Source organism: Micromonospora sp. NPDC003816, from assembly GCF_042874705.1.
Lineage (GTDB): Bacteria > Actinomycetota > Actinomycetes > Mycobacteriales > Micromonosporaceae > Micromonospora.
The window spans coordinates 73,342-89,809 of the sequence record NZ_JBIANP010000015.1 but is presented as its reverse complement, the minus strand read 5'-3'; the positions used below and the strand labels follow the sequence as shown (position 1 = coordinate 89,809).

The window sequence follows — 16,468 nt, the reverse complement described above, 5'->3', positions numbered from 1 at the left end:
TCGATCCTGAAGAGCATGGCGGTGCAACTGTTCGACACGCCGCGCCCACGCCGCCTGCACTGCCACGCTCCACGCCGCCGCCCGCACTATCGCCGACCGAGTAGCTACCAGACGGGCACCACCTCTCGCAGCAATGCCCGCAGCCGAGTTCGGTCCCCCACCCTGGGAGATGCCTGCTTGAGACCAGCCGCTCCAGGTGCACCGAAGAAGCGGTGAAGGACAGCGGCGGCTTGGCGCCCGGTAACGCTGCCCGGCCAGTCTGCGACCCGCAGCCCGGCGGCGTAAGCAGCGTTGATGAGACGCCACAGGTCAACGGCGTCCTTCGCCGCAAATCGTACACGGTAGGCGAGCGCCTTCAGGCAGAGCGCAGACGTCACATCCGGGAGCACGACACGCAGGCTCAGACCCCTACCGTTGGTGAGCTGGACGTGGGCCGTGAGTGACTCGGCAGGTCGATGCAGAGCGAGCACGAGGCCCGGCACCTCGTCGACCACCAGATCGCCGTGCCGCTGGTTGGGCACCAACGAGTTCTGATAGGACGGCGCAAGGATGTCGACCACCAGCGTAAGAAGCCCCTGCGGATCTTCGACCTCGCGGGCGAACCGGATAGCCGCCTCCCGCGATGCGTAACCCCGCGCGACGAGCGCGGCCGGTAGGCGGGGGTCTGCGATGACGGTCGGCAGGGCGGCGAAGTCGGCGTCCGCCGTCTCACGCAGGGGCACCTGCTCAGCGACGCCATGCAGTGCGACGAGGAGGGTGACCATGTGACCGCCAACGATGCGGTGATCCAGGTCCAGGGCCGTGGTGATGTCCGCCAGATCCGCAAGGGTAAGGAATCCGGCGTCTGCTGCTCGGCTGGTGGAGACAAGCGAGACGGTACGTTGCTCCGCTGGGGCCGGCCCGTTCATGCCGCGCACCTCCGCTCATGGTACCCGCGACGGAGCACATCCCAGACGCGTTGAGCGGCCTCGTCGCTGTCCGGACCAGGCGATCTTCCTAGGTCCCAGAGGATCTGAAGCGGATCGACGAGCGGAATGCCTGGCGGCGTCTTGCCGGACGGCGGCCACAGACCCAGGTCTCTCGGCACGATGAGTTCGAGCGTCGCCTCTTCCTCGCCGGCAGGAACGAAGCCTGCGGCCGCCAGTTCCAACCCGGTATGCGCATAGAGAATGGCACGGGTCGGGGCATGCCAAGGGGCGATGATGTCGGCCGCGACATCACCCGAGACCACAACGTGAGTCGCATCGGCAGTCGCGGCAAACTCCTCGATGACGGTCCGGGCCTGCTCGACCACGGGCCCCAAGCCAAACCAATAGGTGCTGATGCCACCCGGCCCGGGATAGGTCGACAACCACCACCGGATCGCCTCGTCAACGTCCCGCACGATCCAGCCACGCGACGAGCGGTGTACAAGGTCTTGGTCGGCCAGCGAAGCCAGCGCCTGGGAGACCCGGGGTTGGGAGATTCCGACGATGGCGGCCAACTCCCGCTGAGTGACGTATGGATGTTGGATCAGCCGGCGGACCAGGGTGAAGGTGCCCCATGGCACTCGACCGCGCGTGGTGGACCGCTTGGTCGTCTCGACGGGGGGCCGCAGCGCGACTCGTTCCCCATCGAGGCACAGCACACCTGTCACCTGCTGTCCGGTATCGACCAGCCATGACCAGCCCGCCGCCGCGATTGCTTGCCGCACCGCTACCGTCGCCGCTGGAACGATGACCAGGCACGGGTTCGAATGGCGGCTGATTGAGGCGGCAACGGTGCTCGGGGTCAGTGGGGTCGGGGACGCGATGACGGTCAGCGTGGCACGGGCTTTTCCGTAGCGCAGCTCGGCGCGGTCGGCACCGGTCGGCACGAGCGAAACACCCGCTTCAGTAAGGGCGCGCCAGACAGACTCCGATATAAGCATTACCCAACCCCCTTAGATAAAACTTATACCCCCTCGTCGCCGTACCCTCAGCCGCATCGAGCACGACTCGCCGCCGCGCACGGCGGCGAGTCGTGGGCTCCAGTGCGGCACACCGGGCCGAAGTCGAAGGTGCGGGCGACCACCAACCTGCCACCGCCTGATCAACACGAACACCTGCCGCGAAGAGCGTGGCAGTGCAGCTGCTCGACACGCCGCGCGCACAGCAGCTGCACTGCCACGATCCTGCGCCCCCACCCGCACGCCGCCCCACCCACCGCCCCAGCCCGCCGCCCGCCGCCCGCCGCCCGGCAGACAAGCACGCTTGACATCTGCCAGCAGTGTCAAGCATCCTTGACGTGACAAGGTTGCTTGACATCGGAGGTGCTGGTTGCGGAACGATCTCCGTGAGCTTCGGCAGGCCGCCGGGCTGTCCCAGCGGGAGATGGCCGAGGCCCTGAACGTCTCCCGACAGACGATCAACTCGATCGAGACGGGCCGTTACGACCCGTCCCTACCCCTGGCGATCGCCATCGCCCGTCACTTCCACCGCCCCGTAGAGGAGATCTTCCATGTCGACTGAGGGCCGCGGCACCCCAAAGGACCACCGCACCACCGAGGGCCACCCCACGGCCCAGGGTCCCCACACACCTGAGGGCCACCCCACGACCGAGGGCCACCCCACGACCGGAGGTCGCAGTGCCCTGCGGAAACTCTCGGCCGCCGCCATCCTGCTGGCAGTCGCTGCGCTGGTCGTCGCCGTGGGTTTGCTGCTGCGGGAGCATGCGCCCGGCAACATGGGTGTCGGGTTCCTCCAGGGAGCGGCGGTCGGCCTGCTCGCCTTCCTGCTGATGCTGTGGCGGCTGAGCAAGCGGCCGGACCGCGCCACCACGTTCGAGCGGGCCTGGTCGCAGACCGGGGACGAGCGCGACGACGCCGTTCTGACCCGTGCTCTGGCCGTGCTGGGCCTGGCCGCGTTCCCGCTCACGTCGGTGGCGGCCGTCGCCGTCGCTCTCGGTGCCGAGCCGAGCATGGTGTTCGCGCTGCTGCTCTTCGCCGAGATCGTCGTCGGCGGTGTCGCCTTCGTGGTGATCAACCGCCGGAACTGACCGGGCGGGAACGGGCAGCCCGGGAAGCGCCCGGGGAGACGGGCACCGGGTCGTGGGTACCGGGTGGAGTGTGTGCGGTGCAGCGTCGCAGCCGGTCCGCGGCCATCCGGCCACCGACCGCCAGGCCGTACCGTTCGACGGCCGCCAGGCCGTACGCGCTACAGGTGGGGGTGAAGCGGCACTTCCCCGGCCAGCGGTGGGACAGCCAGCGGCGGTAGCCGAGGATGGCCGCCCGTCCGGAGCCGTCGGCCACCGGTGCCGGGATCACCCGCGCGGCTGCCGCGCCGACCGTCAACAGTATCGAGAACAGGGAACAGTCGCAGGCGGACAGGGCACCGCACCCCGGGTCACTGCAGGTGTTTCCCTTCTTCTGCCGGCGCCCGGCGATCTTCGTCATGGCGACATCATGATCCCGCCGCGCCACCCGGCCACGTCCGGGATTCGAGGGGCACGGGCAGCGATCCACAGACGTATGTCGCGTCAAGGCTTGATTGATCGATGCACTTGTGCAAAGGATACGAGGGCGCTCGATCAGCGTGCGTAGATCCATCACCCCTGGTCACGCGGGGTTGAGTGGGTCTGTCGGCTATGAGGAGGTTCTGTGGCTCGACGCCGCTTTGCGGGGATAGCAGCCTGCGCCATCGTCCTACCGTTCTTCGTCGTCGCCCAGTCGGCGGCGGCCAGTCCGAGCACCGTGGCGGCCCAGCCCGCTCCGGCTCCGGCAACCGGGATCGCGAGTGACGTCCGCGACCTCACCAGGAAGGACTTCACCTTCAACGGCAAGCCCGTCGAGGTACCCCGGCAGTACCAGCCGCAGGCGCAGCGCAGGTCGGCGCAGGCCGCCGAGACGCCGGCGGTGGGCACGGTGCGGCAGTGGCTCGCGCTCGACGACTACCAGGGCGTGATCTACCTCAAGGACTACACGCTGCGGGGTGTGGGCGACAACATCGAGGTCTGGGTCGCCAACGACACCGAGTTCCCCGTGGGTGACTGCCGCCGGCAGATCGCGAACTCGACGGTGGTCACCGACGCGCAGGTGACGCGCCTGGTCGACGAGTTCGACAACAACATGTATCCGAAGTCGACGGCCGCGTTCAGCACGCCGCCGGACCGCGACGGCAGCAACGCGCAGATCGACGGCGACTACACCGGTGCCGGCAACCGTACGGTGACGCTCGTCGACAACGTCCGGGACGACAACTTCTACGACTTCCCGGCCGCGCCGACGTACATTGCCGGGTTCTTCTTCTCGCTCTTCAACGAGCTGCTCGACCGCAACATCATGACGATCGACGCGTTCGACTGGGCGCACCGGACGGGCGTCAGCCCGGCGAACGAGCCGACCGACGATCTGTGCACCAGCCGACCGGCGCGTCCCAACCTGTACGAGTCGACGTTCATCCACGAGTGGCAGCACCTGGCGCACTACTACACCGACCCGTTCGAGAGCATCCTGATCAACGAGGGGCTCTCCGACTTCGCCCAGACGCTCGGCGGCTATGCCGACGCCTCGGCCCGGGTCGACCAGCCGGGCGCGGACAGCCACATCTACTGCTTCCAGGGCTTCGGCACGGTCCAGACGGCCTACAACACGAATCCACGGGACTGCGGCGGGCCGGAGAACTCACTGAACCTGTGGGACGAGGGCGGCAACCCGAACGCGGTACTCGCCGACTACGGCAACGCGTACTCGTTGATGTTGTTCCTCTACGACCGGTACGGCCTGGACTTCATCTCCCGGCTGCACCGCGACGGTGAGTCGCAGGGTCTGGCCAGCATCAAGGCGGCACTCGCCGCCGAGGGGGTGAACGACCTCCACGGCGTGATCCACGACTACCAGACGATGAACCTGGTGGACCGGATCGTCGGCAACTCGAAGCTGGGTGTGATGCTCGGCCGTGACAAGCGCAAGGTCACCACGGCCAGCCTGAACGCCACGGTGAACCTGGCCAACCCGGCCACGCACGCGACGCCGGGTGCGGCACCGAACGGTGCCGACTACGTGCAGCTGCGCAAGGCGAACGGCAAGCCGTTGGGCCGGGGCGACCTGCGGTCGATCAGCTTCAAGGGTGCCAAGACCCTGCCGTCGGTGCCGCTGGCCTGGACGACGGTGACCGACGACCCGGACCGTCCGGGCAACCCGGTGATCTGGTCCGGCAACGGCAACAGCACCGACGCCGCCGCCGTGACGCCGGTGAGCGTGCCGGCCGGCAACCCGACGCTGACCTTCCTCGCCAAGTATGGCGCGGAGACCGGCTACGACTACGGCTACGTCAGCGTCTCGACCGACGGTGGCAGGAGTTACACCGCGATCGAGGGCGACAAGACCGTCGCCGGGCCGCTCGGGCCGTCGCTGAACGGCACCACCAACGGCTTCGAGCCGCACTCGTTCGACCTGTCGGCGTACGCGGGGCAGGACGTCCTGCTCAGCTTCCGCTACGTCAGTGACGGTGGGGTCAACGAGGGCGGTCTGCTGATCGACGACATCACGGTCGGCGGCACGCTGGTCAGCGACGGGTCGAACCTGGACGCGTTCGACTCGCCGTCACAGGTCTACCCGACGCCGGTGGCGAACTGGAACGTCCGCTTCGTCGGCTTCGACGAGAAGCTCCGGACGGCCGTGCAGTTCGAGGTCGACGGCAAGACCAACTTCACCCTGGGGGTGGTGCAGACGGCGCTGCTCACCGCCTTCCCCACGGTGGTCGCCATCGTCGCCTACGACGAGCCGACCGAGCAGGTCACGCAGTACGCGCCGTACCAGTTGACGGTGAACAAGGTCGTGCAGCCCGGCGGAGCCCCGCTGAGCTGACCGGCCGTTGACGAGGACTCCCGGTGCCGTGGTCGCGGCACCGGGAGTTCTGCGTTCCGTGGGACCTTCGGCAGGCGGCTAGGCGACCCGTGCCGGGTTAGATTGCCCGGATGGAACAGCGCCTCAGCCTGATCACCCTCGGCGTCACCGACCTGGCCCGATCCCGGGCCTTCTACGAACGGCTCGGCTGGCGGGGTCAGGAGGTGGAGCGGACGGTGTTCATCCAGGCCGGCGGGATCGCCGTGGTGCTCTGGGCCCGCGAGTCGCTGGCCGAGGACGCCGGTGTCGACGCGCGGGCCGCCGACGGATTCGGCGGGATCGGGTTGGCGCACAACGTACGCGAACGCGACGAGGTGGACCGGGTGCTGGCCGTCGCCGCCGAGGCGGGCGCGGTCGTCACCCGGCCGGCACGCGAGACGTCCTACGGCGGGTACGCCGGCTACTTCGCCGACCCGGACGGCCACCTCTGGGAGATCGCCTGGAACCCGGGCTTCCCGATCGCCGAGGACGGCACGATCAGGGTGCCGGAATTCGGGCCACCACGATGACCATGCCCTGTGTCTGTTCCTCGGTCAGCATCTGGCGCCACCCGTGTTCGAGCTCGGTGTCGGTGAGCGGCGGCCGGTCCGCGGTGCCCTTGAGCGTCGGTGCGAAGACGTCGAGGATCTGATCCACCTCCGACGGCACCGGATTGTCCCGGGCGTACCGCCGCAGTTCGAGGTATGTCCACATGCTGCTGTACTTCACGTGGTCGGTGTTGTCGGTGACCTCGTCGAGCACGATGCCGGCCTGGGCGGCGATCTCCGGGTAGTCCTCCGCGCCGATCGGCGTCGCGGCGACCCGCCAGGAGTCGTACACCTTGACCAGGGTGTCGTCGTCGCGCCCGTGCGCCTGGACCGTGAAGTCGGTCAGCACGATGCGCCCGCCGGGGCGGACCACTCGGGCGATCTCCCGCAGTGCCCGCATCCGGTCGGGCACGTGCATGATCGACTCGAAGGCCATCGCGTGGTCGAAGGAGTCGTCGGGGAAGGGCAACTCGGCCATGTCGGCCTGCTCGAAGCGCACCCGGTCGGCCACCGACTCGGCGTGGGCCAGGTCGTTGGCCAGGCGTACGTCCTGTTCGCTGACCGAGACCCCGACGAGCCGGGCACCGGCGATCTTGGCCAGCCGTACGCCGGGGCGGCCCAGCCCGCAGCCGGCGTCCAGCACCCGTGCGCCCGGCCGGGCGGCGACCCGTTCGATCATCATGTCGGTCAACCGGACGCTGGCCGTGGCGAAGTCGCTGTCGTCGTCGGGCCCGGTCCAGTAGCCGTGGTGCATGGAGCCGCCCTGGACCCGGGCGACGATCGAGTTCACCTGGTCGTAGAAGGCTCCGACGGATTTCGGTGTCGGCCCTTCGAGGTCAGTGTGCACCGCTGTCACCGCTTCCTGCTCGTCGAGGAGTGCCGGGTCGGACAGACGCAGGCAGAATTGCCCCGCGAATTCGCGATCACCGACTCGTGGGAAATGCAGATTCCGAACCGTTGCAGACGTACCGGAATTCACCACTGTCCGATTCCTGATTGACGTCGCGAGTGGCGGGATCACCGCACCTTTCGCTCCGCCCCGAGCCGGAGCCGGTGGCTGGACATGCGGACTCACCTGCGGCAACAACGGGTGAGCGGCACCTCGCGCCCGGATCGCCGTCAGCGCGGCGAGGACGCGTCATCCCCTTTCCGGCGGGAGTCGAAGTGCGACTCCGGCCGACGAAAGAGGAAGGGGGAACAACGTTCAGTAACGTCACTGTAACCGGGGCGTCTCAACCGGTCAAGCAAATGAATATAGCGGCAAATCCTGCCTTTGCTTCGCCTTTCCGAATCCGCTCTCCGATCATGGGCTTGTGGTCAGCGAATCGCCCCTTGTCAGAGCGTTTCGTGATACCACAACTCCATGATCGACGGGACCGGTGGGGCTGCGGGGCGGCGGGAGCGGCGGGTCAGGAAGGGCGGCGGGAGCGGGCCAGGGTGAGCACGACCAGCAGCGAGCCGGCCGCCGCGCCGGTGACCACCACGGCCATCGGCACCGCGCTGCCCTCGCCGCCGAGCCCGACCAGCGGCGCGGCACCGGCCGCGATCACCGCCTGGAGGCTGCCGAGCAGGGCGGCGGCCGTACCGGCGTGCGAGGAGTGGCGTTCGAGGGCGAGGGCGGTGCCGTTGGGCATCACCGTGCCCAACGAGCCGAGGAAGAGGAAGAGGGCGACGACGACCAGCGGCAGGGACCCGAGCAGGGCCCCGACGAGCAGGCCGAGCGCGGAGAACAGGCCGAGGCCCAGACCCCAGATCAGCAGCGGTCGGGGGTCGTGGCGGTCCAGCAGCCGGGCGTTGACTTGACCGACGGCGACGAAGGCCACGGCGTTGACGCCGAAGAGCAGGCTGAACGCACCGGCGGAGAGGCCGAAGACGTCCTGGAGGACGAACGAGGAGCCGGAGAGGTAGGCGAACAGACCGGCGAAGGCGAGGCCCTGGGTCAACGCGTACCCGAGGAAGACGCGGTCGGCGAGCACCGCGCGCCCGGCGGCGGCGGTCGCGGACAGGCCGCCGGTGTTCCGGCGTGCGACGGGCAGCGTCTCCGGCAGCCGCCACGCGACGGCGGCGACGAGCAGCACGCCGACCAGGGCCAGGGCCAGGAAGATGGTCTCCCAGCCGCCGAAGCCCAGCACCAGGCTGCCGAGCGCGGGCGCGGCCATCGGGGCGATGCCGAAGATCAGGACGAGTCGGGAGAAGTACTTCGCGGCGGCGCGTCCGCTGTAGAGGTCGCGGACGACGGCGCGGGCGACGACGGTGCCCATGCCTCCGGCGAAGCCCTGGGCGAAGCGGAGCGCGGCGAGAGTCTCCGCCGACGGCGCGAAAGCGCAGGCCAACGACATCAGGACGTACGCGCCGACCCCGATCAGCACCGGCAGGCGGCGCCCCCAGCGGTCACTGAGCGGGCCGGTGACGAGTTGCCCGATGGCCATACCGACCAGGCAGGTGGTCAGCGAGAGCTGGATCTGCGCCTGGCTGGCGGACAGGTCGCGGGCCATCTCCGGGAACGCCGGCAGGTAGGTGTCCAGCGACAGGGGCCCGATTGCGGTGAGCGCGCCGAGCAGCACCAGCAGACCGATGGCGGCCCGGCCGGTGGGTGCGACGGCCCGTTCCGGCTGCCCGACTGTCGGCGCGGCGGCGGTCTGCGGCATCGTGGCCCCCTCGGCGTCGGTTCGCCGGGCTACGATAGCTCTGCTTACAGAGTTATCGCCGTGGAGAGGGCCGTTCTGTGACGGAAGAGACGCTCGGGCAGCTCAGCGGCGCTCTGGGCGACCTGCAACGGGTGCTGCGCCGGACGGCCGCCCAACGGACCGGCCGCGTCGCCCTGCCGGACGCGCAGGTGGAGGTGCTGCGCCTGGTGCAGCGACAGCCGGGGGTCAGCGTCCGGGAGGCCGCCCAGCGGCTCGGCACCGCTCCGAACACGGTGAGCACCCTGGTCGGCGAGTTGACCACCGCCGGCCTGCTGAGCCGCGACCGGGATCCGGTCGACCGGCGGAGCGTCCGGCTGACGTTGACCGCCACGGCGCGGGAACGGATCGCCGTCCACGAGCAGCACCGGCGTGACCTGCTCGCCGCAGCGCTCTCCGGGCTCGACACCGCCGAACGGGAACGACTGCTCGCCGCCGCGCCGGCCCTGTCCCGTCTGGCCGACCTCGCCGCCGAGCAGCGCTGAGCCGCCGGGGAGACCGGCGAGTCGTGGGCGGACCCGCGCCCACGTCCCGCCGGAGGTCTCAGCCCCAGACGGTGCGGCGGACACCGCCGTGCGTGCCGCACGCGCGCGGGCTCCCGCCGGCCAGGCTGACCTTGCCGTCCTCGCACTGCACCAGGTAACCCCGACCGTTCCAGAACCCGGGTACGCAGTCGAAGTGCTCGCACACGTCACGGGCCGGCTCACGGATCCGCTCGCCGCCGCAGAAGTCGTACCCCATCGGGTTGACCGGGGCGCCGCACCGCCGCTCCGGTGTCGGCGCGTCCCGCCGCGGCGCGGACGAGCCGCTGGCGCCGGTCGCCGTGGACGTGCCGGTGGCGGCGACCGGCGCCGGGGTGGCCGCGACCGCCGTGTCCGTGCCGGCCGGGTCCGCGCCGGAGTTCGCCAGCGCCACCGGCACCATCACGGCCAGCGCGGCGGCGACCACGGCGGTCCGCCGACCACCGGGGATCAGCGCCGACAACCGGGCCTGACCGGGGGTGGCGATGCCCGGCCGGGACGGACGCAGCCGGGCGTGCTCGGCGATCAGCTCGTCGAGCTGCGCGATCACCGTGGCACGCTGCTCGATCGCGTCGGCGAACGCCAGCGTGAGCACGAACCGGAAATCGGGTGCCGCGTCGGGAGGCAGCAGCACGCCGGAGCCGCGTCGGCGGTCCAGCACCTGGATCAGCGTGACCGGCGCGTGCGGGTCGTGGGCGAGCCCGGTCATCCGCGCGTACGCCCAGTCGCGGCGGCCCCGCCCGCCGAGCAGCACCAGTCGACGGCTGGTGATCACCGCCATTCCGGCGTCGGTGGCCCGTACCCCTTCGGGGAGGCGCGGGCGCAGCCGGCCGATCGGCGGGGCCACGGTCAGGTCCGGAGCGGGCAGGACGGCGTTGTGCCGCACCTCCACCAGTTGGGCGGCGGGCACCACCCGCAGCACCACCTCGTCGGCGTGCAGTTCGAGCGGGAGGCCGCCCCCCGCCGTGGCGGACCCCTGGCACTGCTCCGCGAGCGTCCGCAGGCGACGCAGGTCGTCGTCGCGTCGTCGCCAGTCCCCCTCGGCGCTGCGGAACGTCCGCAGCCGGCGCTCGTTCTGCCGGCGCGCCCACCGGTACCGCCATGTCGAACCCGTCGAATCAGTCCTTGCCACGCCGACTCCTTCGCCGCGCAGGCCACCAACCGCAGGCCACCTAAGTGGGGTGTCACAGTGTTAACGACCTCGGGAACCGCCATGGACACGGCCAAGAGTGGGTCAAATACCCGATCGGTGGACTAATAAGGACAAGATGGTGGTTTCGCTGCGTGGCCGGACGGCGACGTGCGGATGACTGTGACGCCACCGGCGACGGTGACGCCAATCAATCGAGCGGGTGTGCCGGACGCCCGCCCGCGACCGATGCGGCGACGCCGAGATCCGGCACTACGCCAGGGACCGCGAGATGAGCCACGCACCACCGCGCCGCCGGGACCGACACCTCGTCGACCGGCTACTCGACGGCGACCCGGTCGCCCTGCGCCGGGCCGGCCGGATCGCCGCGCCCCTGCGCGCGGCCCGCGCCCCCGCCCGGCGCGACGAACTGGCGGGAGAGCAGGCGGCGGTGGCGGCCTTCCGTGCCGCCGCCCGCCGCCCGCCCACCACCACGCTCAGGGCGACTCGACGGAGTTGATACGGAACTTGTGCACCTCGGCACCGACGATGGCGACCTGCTGCTCCGGCTCCGGACCGGCACCACGGAAGTCCAGCAACTGCTCGTCGGACTCCCACCGCTCGTAGACGTTGATCCGCCCCGGCTCGACCACGTCCGGGCTGATCGAGAAGTCGACGCAGCCGGGCGCCGAGCGGGCCGCCCGCACGATCTCCGCGCAGGTGGCAAGGTAGTCGTCCCGCTCGGCCGGATCGACGTAGAGCGTGCCGGCGACGATCAGCAAAGGGACCTCCGGAAGATCGTGGAGTCGACGATGTCAGTCATACTCCCCCGGTCCGACGGTTCCCGCCCGCCGATCGCCACCCCGGGTCAGGCCCGGTTGATCGCGTTCGCGTGGATGGCCTCGGCCAGGTACGCGGTCAGCCCCGGCGCGATCGCCTCGTAGTGAGCGGTGAACCGCTCGTCGGCCAGATACATGTCGGCCAAGCAGGTGTGCATCTCGTACGAGCACTCGTAGAACGACTGGCTGATCTGCCGGCGGTGCTCCTCGGCCAACTCGCGCGCGTCCGGTCCGTCCGCCGGTGCACCGGACTCCATCAGCGCGACGGTCCGCCGCCCCCAGTCCTCGCTCTCGGCCTTGATCCGCGCCCAGTCCTCCTTCGTGTAGCGCGACACGCGCCGGTTCGACTCCCGGTACGCCTCAGTGCCACCCCAGCGCTGCTCCGCCTCCTCGGCGTGCGCCTCCGGATCGAAGTCCCCGAACACCTCGAACCGTTCCTGCGGGGTCAATCGGATGTCCAACTTACTCGCCTCCATCGCGAACTCGATCGCCGCGACCATCTCCTGCAGGCGCTTGATCCGTACGGTCAGCAGCTCGTGCTGACGCCGCAGGTGTGCCTCCGGGTCGCTCGCCGGGTCGTCGAGGATCGCGGCGATCTCTTCCAACGGGAACCCCAGCTCGCGGTAGTAGCGGATCACCTGCAACCGCTCCAGATCGGCATCGGAGTAGCTCCGGTAGCCCGCGCCGCTGCGCCCGCTGGGCGACAACAGCCCGATCTCGTCGTAGTGGTGCAACGTCCGGACCGTCACCCCGGCCAGCCGGGCCACCTCGCCCACGCGGTACGCCATGGTTCCCTCCCTTCCTGGGAACCACGCTCCCGCCTGCCGCTACGTGAGGGTCAAGTCCGATTCTGCGACATCGCTCAGACGGGGCGGACCGGACCGGCCAGGACGGTCCGCAACTCGGCCAGCGCCGCCGGGCGCCCGTAGCGGTAACCCTGCCCCTGGACACAACCGATGGCGGCCACCGCGTCGTGCTGCCGCTCGGTCTCCACCCCCTCGGCCACCACGCTGAGGTCGAAGGCGTGGGCCAGCCGGGTGACCATCTCCACGGTCGCGTACGCCCGCGCGTCGTCGGAGATCCGGGACACGAACGAGCGGTCGATCTTCAACTCGGTGGCCGGGATGCGGTGCAGGTAGCTCAGCGAGGAGTACCCGGTGCCGAAGTCGTCGATGGCGATCCGGATGCCGAGTTCGCGCAGTTGCCCCAGCCGGTCGAGCACCGCGTCGCTGCCCTCGATCAGCGCCGACTCGGTCAGCTCCAGGGTCAGCGCCCGGGGCGCCAGACCCGCCCCGGCGGTGGCCTCGGTGACCGTGGCGATCAGATCCGGGCGGCGCAGGTGCGCGGCGGCGATGTTCACCGCCACCGTCGCGCTGGGCACCCGCCCCTGCCAGGTGGCCGCCGCCCGGCACGCCTCCTTGATGACCCACCTGTCGATCGGCAGGATCAGCCCGGTCTCCTCGGCCAACGGCAGGAACCGGGCCGGACTGAGCATGCCCAGTCTCGGGTGCCGCCAACGCACCAGTGCCTCGGCGCTGCGGACCGCCCCGGTGGCCAGGTCGACGATCGGCTGGAACTCCAGGTGCAGTTGCTCCTCGTCGACGGCCCGCCGCAGGTCGGCGATCAGTTCGGCCCGGCTCACCGCCGACTCCCGCAACGCCGGAGTGCTCCGCCGGTACGCCGACTTGCCCGCCGCCTTGGCCGCGTACATCGCGATGTCGGCGTCGCGCAGCAGATCGGTGTAGGAGATGTGCTGCGGCCCGTACTCGGCGATGCCGATGCTGGCCGACGGGTGCACCCCGACCAGCTCCTCGCCGGGCGAGGGCTGCAGCGCGGCCAGCAGCCGTTCCGCCAGGCGTTCCGGCTCGGCGGGCGGACTGCCGGTGACCAGTACGGCGAACTCGTCGCCGCCGATCCGGGCGATCATCCCGTCGTCGCCGACCGCGCGCCGCATCCGCCGGGACAGCCCGGTCAGCAGCGTGTCGCCGGTGGTGTGCCCGAACCTGTCGTTGACCTGCTTGAACCCGTCCAGGTCCAACAAGAGCACGGCGACCCGGTTCGTGCCGAGCAGCGCCGCACGCAGCCGGCGGGTGAACGCCAACCGGTTGGGCAGCCCGGTGAGCTGGTCCATGTAGGCGAGCTGCCGCAGCCGGCCGACCAGTCGCAGGTTCTCGTTGGCGGCCAGTCCCTGCCGCAGTGCGAGCGTCGCCAGCAGTGCCAGCAGCGCGATGAAGATCGGTTGCGGGATGTAGCCGTCGGGCTGGCTGGCCCACACCACCGCCACGATCGCCCCACCCACCGGCAGGTACGGCAGCGCCACCCGCCACCAGGGCGGCAACGGCGACTCGGCCGCCTCGTCGGGATCGGCCCGGTAGCGGGGTGGCCCGAGCCGGGTGGCCGCCGCGATCAACAGGTAGCTCAGCGGCCAGAGCACGTCGACCAGTCGACCCGGCTGATAGGTGCCGGCGGCCACCAGCGACACGTACGCGGCGTCGCCCACCCCGCGGACGGTGAGGCTCGCGCCGAGCACCGTCAGCACCGGCCAGACCGGTCGGCTCGGACCGATCACCGCGACCAGGATGGTCAACTGCATCAGGTCGAACATGGGATAGAGCAGACCGGCGGTGCGCAGCGGCTCGTCGAGATCCGCCATCGCGACGTTGCGGAAGATCAGCATCCAGCCGACCGGGATCAGCGCCAGCCCGACGATCACCCCGTCGAGCAGCGTGCGTACCCGGCCCACGGTGGTCCGCGGGGCGGTCACCGAGGACAGCAGGGCCGTGGTGCCGGTGACCAGACCGGCCACGAACAGCAGCCCGACCGGCAGCGTGTGCGGCAGGTCCTCGCCGACCAGCCGCAGCACCGTCCAGAGTGCTCGGCCGGCCATCGCCAGAGCCATGGTCGCCGCCAGCAGCAGCCAGAACCGCCGCACCGGCGGTTGCCTGCGGGCGGCACCCACGCAGGCCGCCCCGGCCAGACCCGCGACGACGAGCGCGCCGAGGTCGCTGACCAGCGCACCGGCGGGCAGTTTCAGCAGCAGCCAGATCGCCTCGACGACCACCACCAGACCGGCGGCGGACAGCCCCGCCCAGCCGACCCGGTCCCGCCCGGGCCACCGCGCGGCAGCCCGCCCGACGTCCTCTCGCGACACAGCGCTCGCTCCGGCCCTCTCTCGTACGTGCACGTGCACCCTCGACGGCGAGGACCGGTCCCGGCAAACCCCGAAAGCCTAGCCACGCGAGCGAGGGCCCCGCCAGAGCCGCCCGGACGCCAGTCGGCAACCCGACGGCCCATCCGTCCATCCACAAACATCTTCACGTACACCGGGGGCGGCATGTAAGGAAGGGACCCTTTCTAACGCCTGGTGTATAGGAAGGGTCCCTTCCTTACATCTCGGCGGGTGGGTCGGACGTGGGCGGACCGCCGTGGGTCCACGGGGTCTCCGCCACGGTCGGGAACGTCCCGCTGGGCACGAACGCCTCGCTGAGCGTGGTGTAGCAGAGCCGCTGCCCCACCTCGGGCACGCTGCCGGGGCTCGCGGTCAGCCCGCGCCCCATCCCGCCGGAGAGCTCCAGCACCACCTCGGTCTTGCCGTCGGCGGTCGGGGTCACGAAGACCACCCGGGCCTTCTGCGCCGGTCGGGCCGGGTTGAACAAGCTCGCGCCGACCGGCACCAGCACCGGTTCGGTGGTCACCAGTTGGATGCGCGGACGCAGCACCGGTCGGCGTCCGGTGTCGTCCACCCGTGCCGGGTCGGCCAGCACCACCTCACCGACGAACGCCTCACCGGTCAGCCGGTACTCCGCCATCACCAGCGGGTCGTCGTAGGCGCGCTGCACGGCGTAGCTCGCGGCGGCCCGCTCCAGACGGTGCAGCCGGGTGGCGGCCGCCACCGCGCCGTCGCGGCTGGGCTGCGGCACGCCGCCCTCGTCGACGTGCGTGGCGTGCGCGGTGAAGGCGTCCCGGTCGCCGGTCCACCGGCCCGCCACCCGGGCGCCGGGCGGCAGCGCGCGCAGCAACCCCAGGCCGCGCCACATCAGGTCCCAGGTGGGCGTGAGCTGGTCACGCAGCAGCCTCTCCAGCTCCGCGTACGCCTCGGCGCGAGCCGCCTCGTCCGCGTCGGCCCCGGCGTACGCCTCGATCGCCGGGGCGAGCTGCCGGTTGTCGAAGTCGGGATCGGTGGCCGGTCCGGCGGGCGGGCACACGGTCGGGTCCTCGGCCCGCGCCGCCGCCTCGGCACCGGTCAGCCCGGACGGCGGGGCGATCCAGCCGAGCAGCGCCGGCAGGTGCAGGTCCTCCACCGCGCTCTGCCCGGTCGCCCAGTGCATGCTCAGGGCCTGGGTCAATGCCAGCAGCGTCGACGAGCCCGGATGTTCCGCGCGTTCGGCCAGGAAGGTCAGCCAGCGGCCGAGCAGCGGCACCGACGGGGGCACCGGGTAGTCGCCGTCGATGCGACGGAACCGGGTGGCACGGCCCAGCAGCCGCAGGAACGTGACGCCCGCCGGGTTCGGCACCACCAGTTGCGGGGCGTCGAGGTACCGCTGCCGGACGTCCTTGCCCCGGTCGACCGCGACCGTCTCGGAGCCGAGCCGATGCGTGTCGATGTAGGGCAGCAGGATGTCGGCGAGCGCGGCGGCGAACCCGAACCGCTGGTCCCGGTTACGCGGCTGCGGCACGACGAGCAGGTGGCCCCGGCCCGGCGCGGTGCCGACCATCGCCGCCAGCGGGGCGTTCGACTCACCCGCCATGGCCAGCGGCACCAGCACCAACGGCCGGGCCGACAGGTGCACGTGCCGGACGGTCGCCACCGGCTGGGCTATCCCGGCGGCCACCGCCTGCGCCGCCGCGAGCGCGCGCAGCGTACTCATGCCGGTGCTCTGCCGGGCGTGGTCGGGCCGCCCGCCG

Annotated in this window: 16 protein-coding genes; 6 read left to right on the top strand and 10 right to left on the bottom strand. The window is 70.9% G+C overall.

Annotated features, from left to right (window positions below):
- Window positions 1-104 precede the first annotated feature (104 nt).
- Entirely contained in the window at window positions 105-917 is an 813-nt protein-coding gene (locus tag ACFYTT_RS28890) for a hypothetical protein (protein ID WP_387263920.1), read from the bottom strand.
- Window positions 905-1,909 (bottom strand): MarR family transcriptional regulator, encoded by a 1,005-nt coding sequence (locus ACFYTT_RS28885; protein ID WP_387263917.1) that lies wholly within the window; start codon window positions 1,907-1,909, stop codon window positions 905-907. Before ACFYTT_RS28885 ends, ACFYTT_RS28890 begins: the two co-directional genes overlap by 13 nt.
- 388 nt (window positions 1,910-2,297) lie before the next feature.
- On the opposite strand from ACFYTT_RS28885, the gene ACFYTT_RS28880 reads away from it, so the two are divergent.
- Both ACFYTT_RS28880 and ACFYTT_RS28875 read left to right on the top strand, forming a co-directional pair.
- Entirely contained in the window at window positions 2,298-2,489 is a 192-nt protein-coding gene (locus tag ACFYTT_RS28880; protein ID WP_131053101.1) for a helix-turn-helix transcriptional regulator, read from the top strand.
- Window positions 2,479-3,015 carry a hypothetical protein gene (locus ACFYTT_RS28875; RefSeq protein WP_387263914.1) on the top strand — a complete coding sequence of 179 codons (537 nt, stop codon included), beginning with the start codon at window positions 2,479-2,481 and terminating at the stop codon, window positions 3,013-3,015. Before ACFYTT_RS28880 ends, ACFYTT_RS28875 begins: the two co-directional genes overlap by 11 nt.
- Here ACFYTT_RS28875 and yidD read toward each other — a convergent pair.
- Complete coding sequence (gene yidD / locus ACFYTT_RS28870) at window positions 2,999-3,412, bottom strand: membrane protein insertion efficiency factor YidD (RefSeq protein WP_387263911.1); 414 nt, start codon at window positions 3,410-3,412, stop codon at window positions 2,999-3,001. The genes ACFYTT_RS28875 and yidD overlap by 17 nt on opposite strands.
- A gap of 204 nt (window positions 3,413-3,616) precedes the next feature.
- Here yidD and ACFYTT_RS28865 point away from each other — a divergent pair, with 204 nt between their 5' ends.
- Together ACFYTT_RS28865 and ACFYTT_RS28860 are read left to right on the top strand one after the other, a co-directional pair.
- The gene (locus ACFYTT_RS28865) at window positions 3,617-5,824 is read left to right on the top strand and encodes a choice-of-anchor J domain-containing protein (protein ID WP_387263909.1); all 2,208 of its coding nucleotides are present in this window, start codon (window positions 3,617-3,619) and stop codon (window positions 5,822-5,824) included.
- Window positions 5,825-5,934: 110 nt separating this feature from the next.
- Window positions 5,935-6,372, top strand: coding sequence for a VOC family protein (locus ACFYTT_RS28860; RefSeq protein WP_387263906.1), 438 nt, complete (start codon window positions 5,935-5,937; stop codon window positions 6,370-6,372).
- Here the strand turns inward: ACFYTT_RS28860 and ACFYTT_RS28855 are convergent.
- Together ACFYTT_RS28855 and ACFYTT_RS28850 are read right to left on the bottom strand one after the other, a co-directional pair.
- Window positions 6,341-7,237 (bottom strand): SAM-dependent methyltransferase, encoded by an 897-nt coding sequence (locus tag ACFYTT_RS28855; protein ID WP_387263903.1) that lies wholly within the window; start codon window positions 7,235-7,237, stop codon window positions 6,341-6,343. The genes ACFYTT_RS28860 and ACFYTT_RS28855 overlap by 32 nt on opposite strands.
- Before the next feature lie 562 nt (window positions 7,238-7,799).
- On the bottom strand, window positions 7,800-9,038 hold the full coding sequence (locus ACFYTT_RS28850; RefSeq protein ID WP_176092809.1) for a multidrug effflux MFS transporter: 1,239 nt from the start codon (window positions 9,036-9,038) through the stop codon (window positions 7,800-7,802).
- Window positions 9,039-9,115: 77 nt separating this feature from the next.
- Here ACFYTT_RS28850 and ACFYTT_RS28845 point away from each other — a divergent pair, with 77 nt between their 5' ends.
- Window positions 9,116-9,559, top strand: coding sequence for a MarR family winged helix-turn-helix transcriptional regulator (locus ACFYTT_RS28845; protein WP_131053096.1), 444 nt, complete (start codon window positions 9,116-9,118; stop codon window positions 9,557-9,559).
- A gap of 58 nt (window positions 9,560-9,617) precedes the next feature.
- Here the strand turns inward: ACFYTT_RS28845 and ACFYTT_RS28840 are convergent, their stop codons facing one another.
- Window positions 9,618-10,727, bottom strand: a complete 1,110-nt coding sequence (locus tag ACFYTT_RS28840; RefSeq protein ID WP_387263899.1) for a hypothetical protein — start codon at window positions 10,725-10,727, stop codon at window positions 9,618-9,620.
- Window positions 10,728-11,016: 289 nt separating this feature from the next.
- Between ACFYTT_RS28840 and ACFYTT_RS28835 the strand changes: the two genes are divergently transcribed.
- The gene (locus tag ACFYTT_RS28835) at window positions 11,017-11,244 is read left to right on the top strand and encodes a hypothetical protein (RefSeq protein WP_387263896.1); all 228 of its coding nucleotides are present in this window, start codon (window positions 11,017-11,019) and stop codon (window positions 11,242-11,244) included.
- Here ACFYTT_RS28835 and ACFYTT_RS28830 read toward each other — a convergent pair.
- The 4 genes from ACFYTT_RS28830 to ACFYTT_RS28815 all read right to left on the bottom strand — a co-directional run bounded on the left by ACFYTT_RS28830 (window position 11,222) and on the right by ACFYTT_RS28815 (window position 16,431).
- Window positions 11,222-11,506: a putative quinol monooxygenase gene (locus ACFYTT_RS28830; protein WP_131051627.1), complete on the bottom strand. Its 285-nt coding sequence runs from the start codon at window positions 11,504-11,506 to the stop codon at window positions 11,222-11,224. The two genes, ACFYTT_RS28835 and ACFYTT_RS28830, sit on opposite strands and share 23 nt — an antisense overlap.
- Before the next feature lie 86 nt (window positions 11,507-11,592).
- Window positions 11,593-12,351 (bottom strand): MerR family transcriptional regulator, encoded by a 759-nt coding sequence (locus ACFYTT_RS28825; RefSeq protein WP_387263893.1) that lies wholly within the window; start codon window positions 12,349-12,351, stop codon window positions 11,593-11,595.
- Between the two features lie 74 nt (window positions 12,352-12,425).
- Window positions 12,426-14,714, bottom strand: a complete 2,289-nt coding sequence (locus tag ACFYTT_RS28820) for a putative bifunctional diguanylate cyclase/phosphodiesterase (protein ID WP_387263890.1) — start codon at window positions 14,712-14,714, stop codon at window positions 12,426-12,428.
- Between the two features lie 235 nt (window positions 14,715-14,949).
- Window positions 14,950-16,431, bottom strand: a complete 1,482-nt coding sequence (locus ACFYTT_RS28815) for a hypothetical protein (protein WP_387263887.1) — start codon at window positions 16,429-16,431, stop codon at window positions 14,950-14,952.
- Window positions 16,432-16,468: the final 37 nt, after the last annotated feature.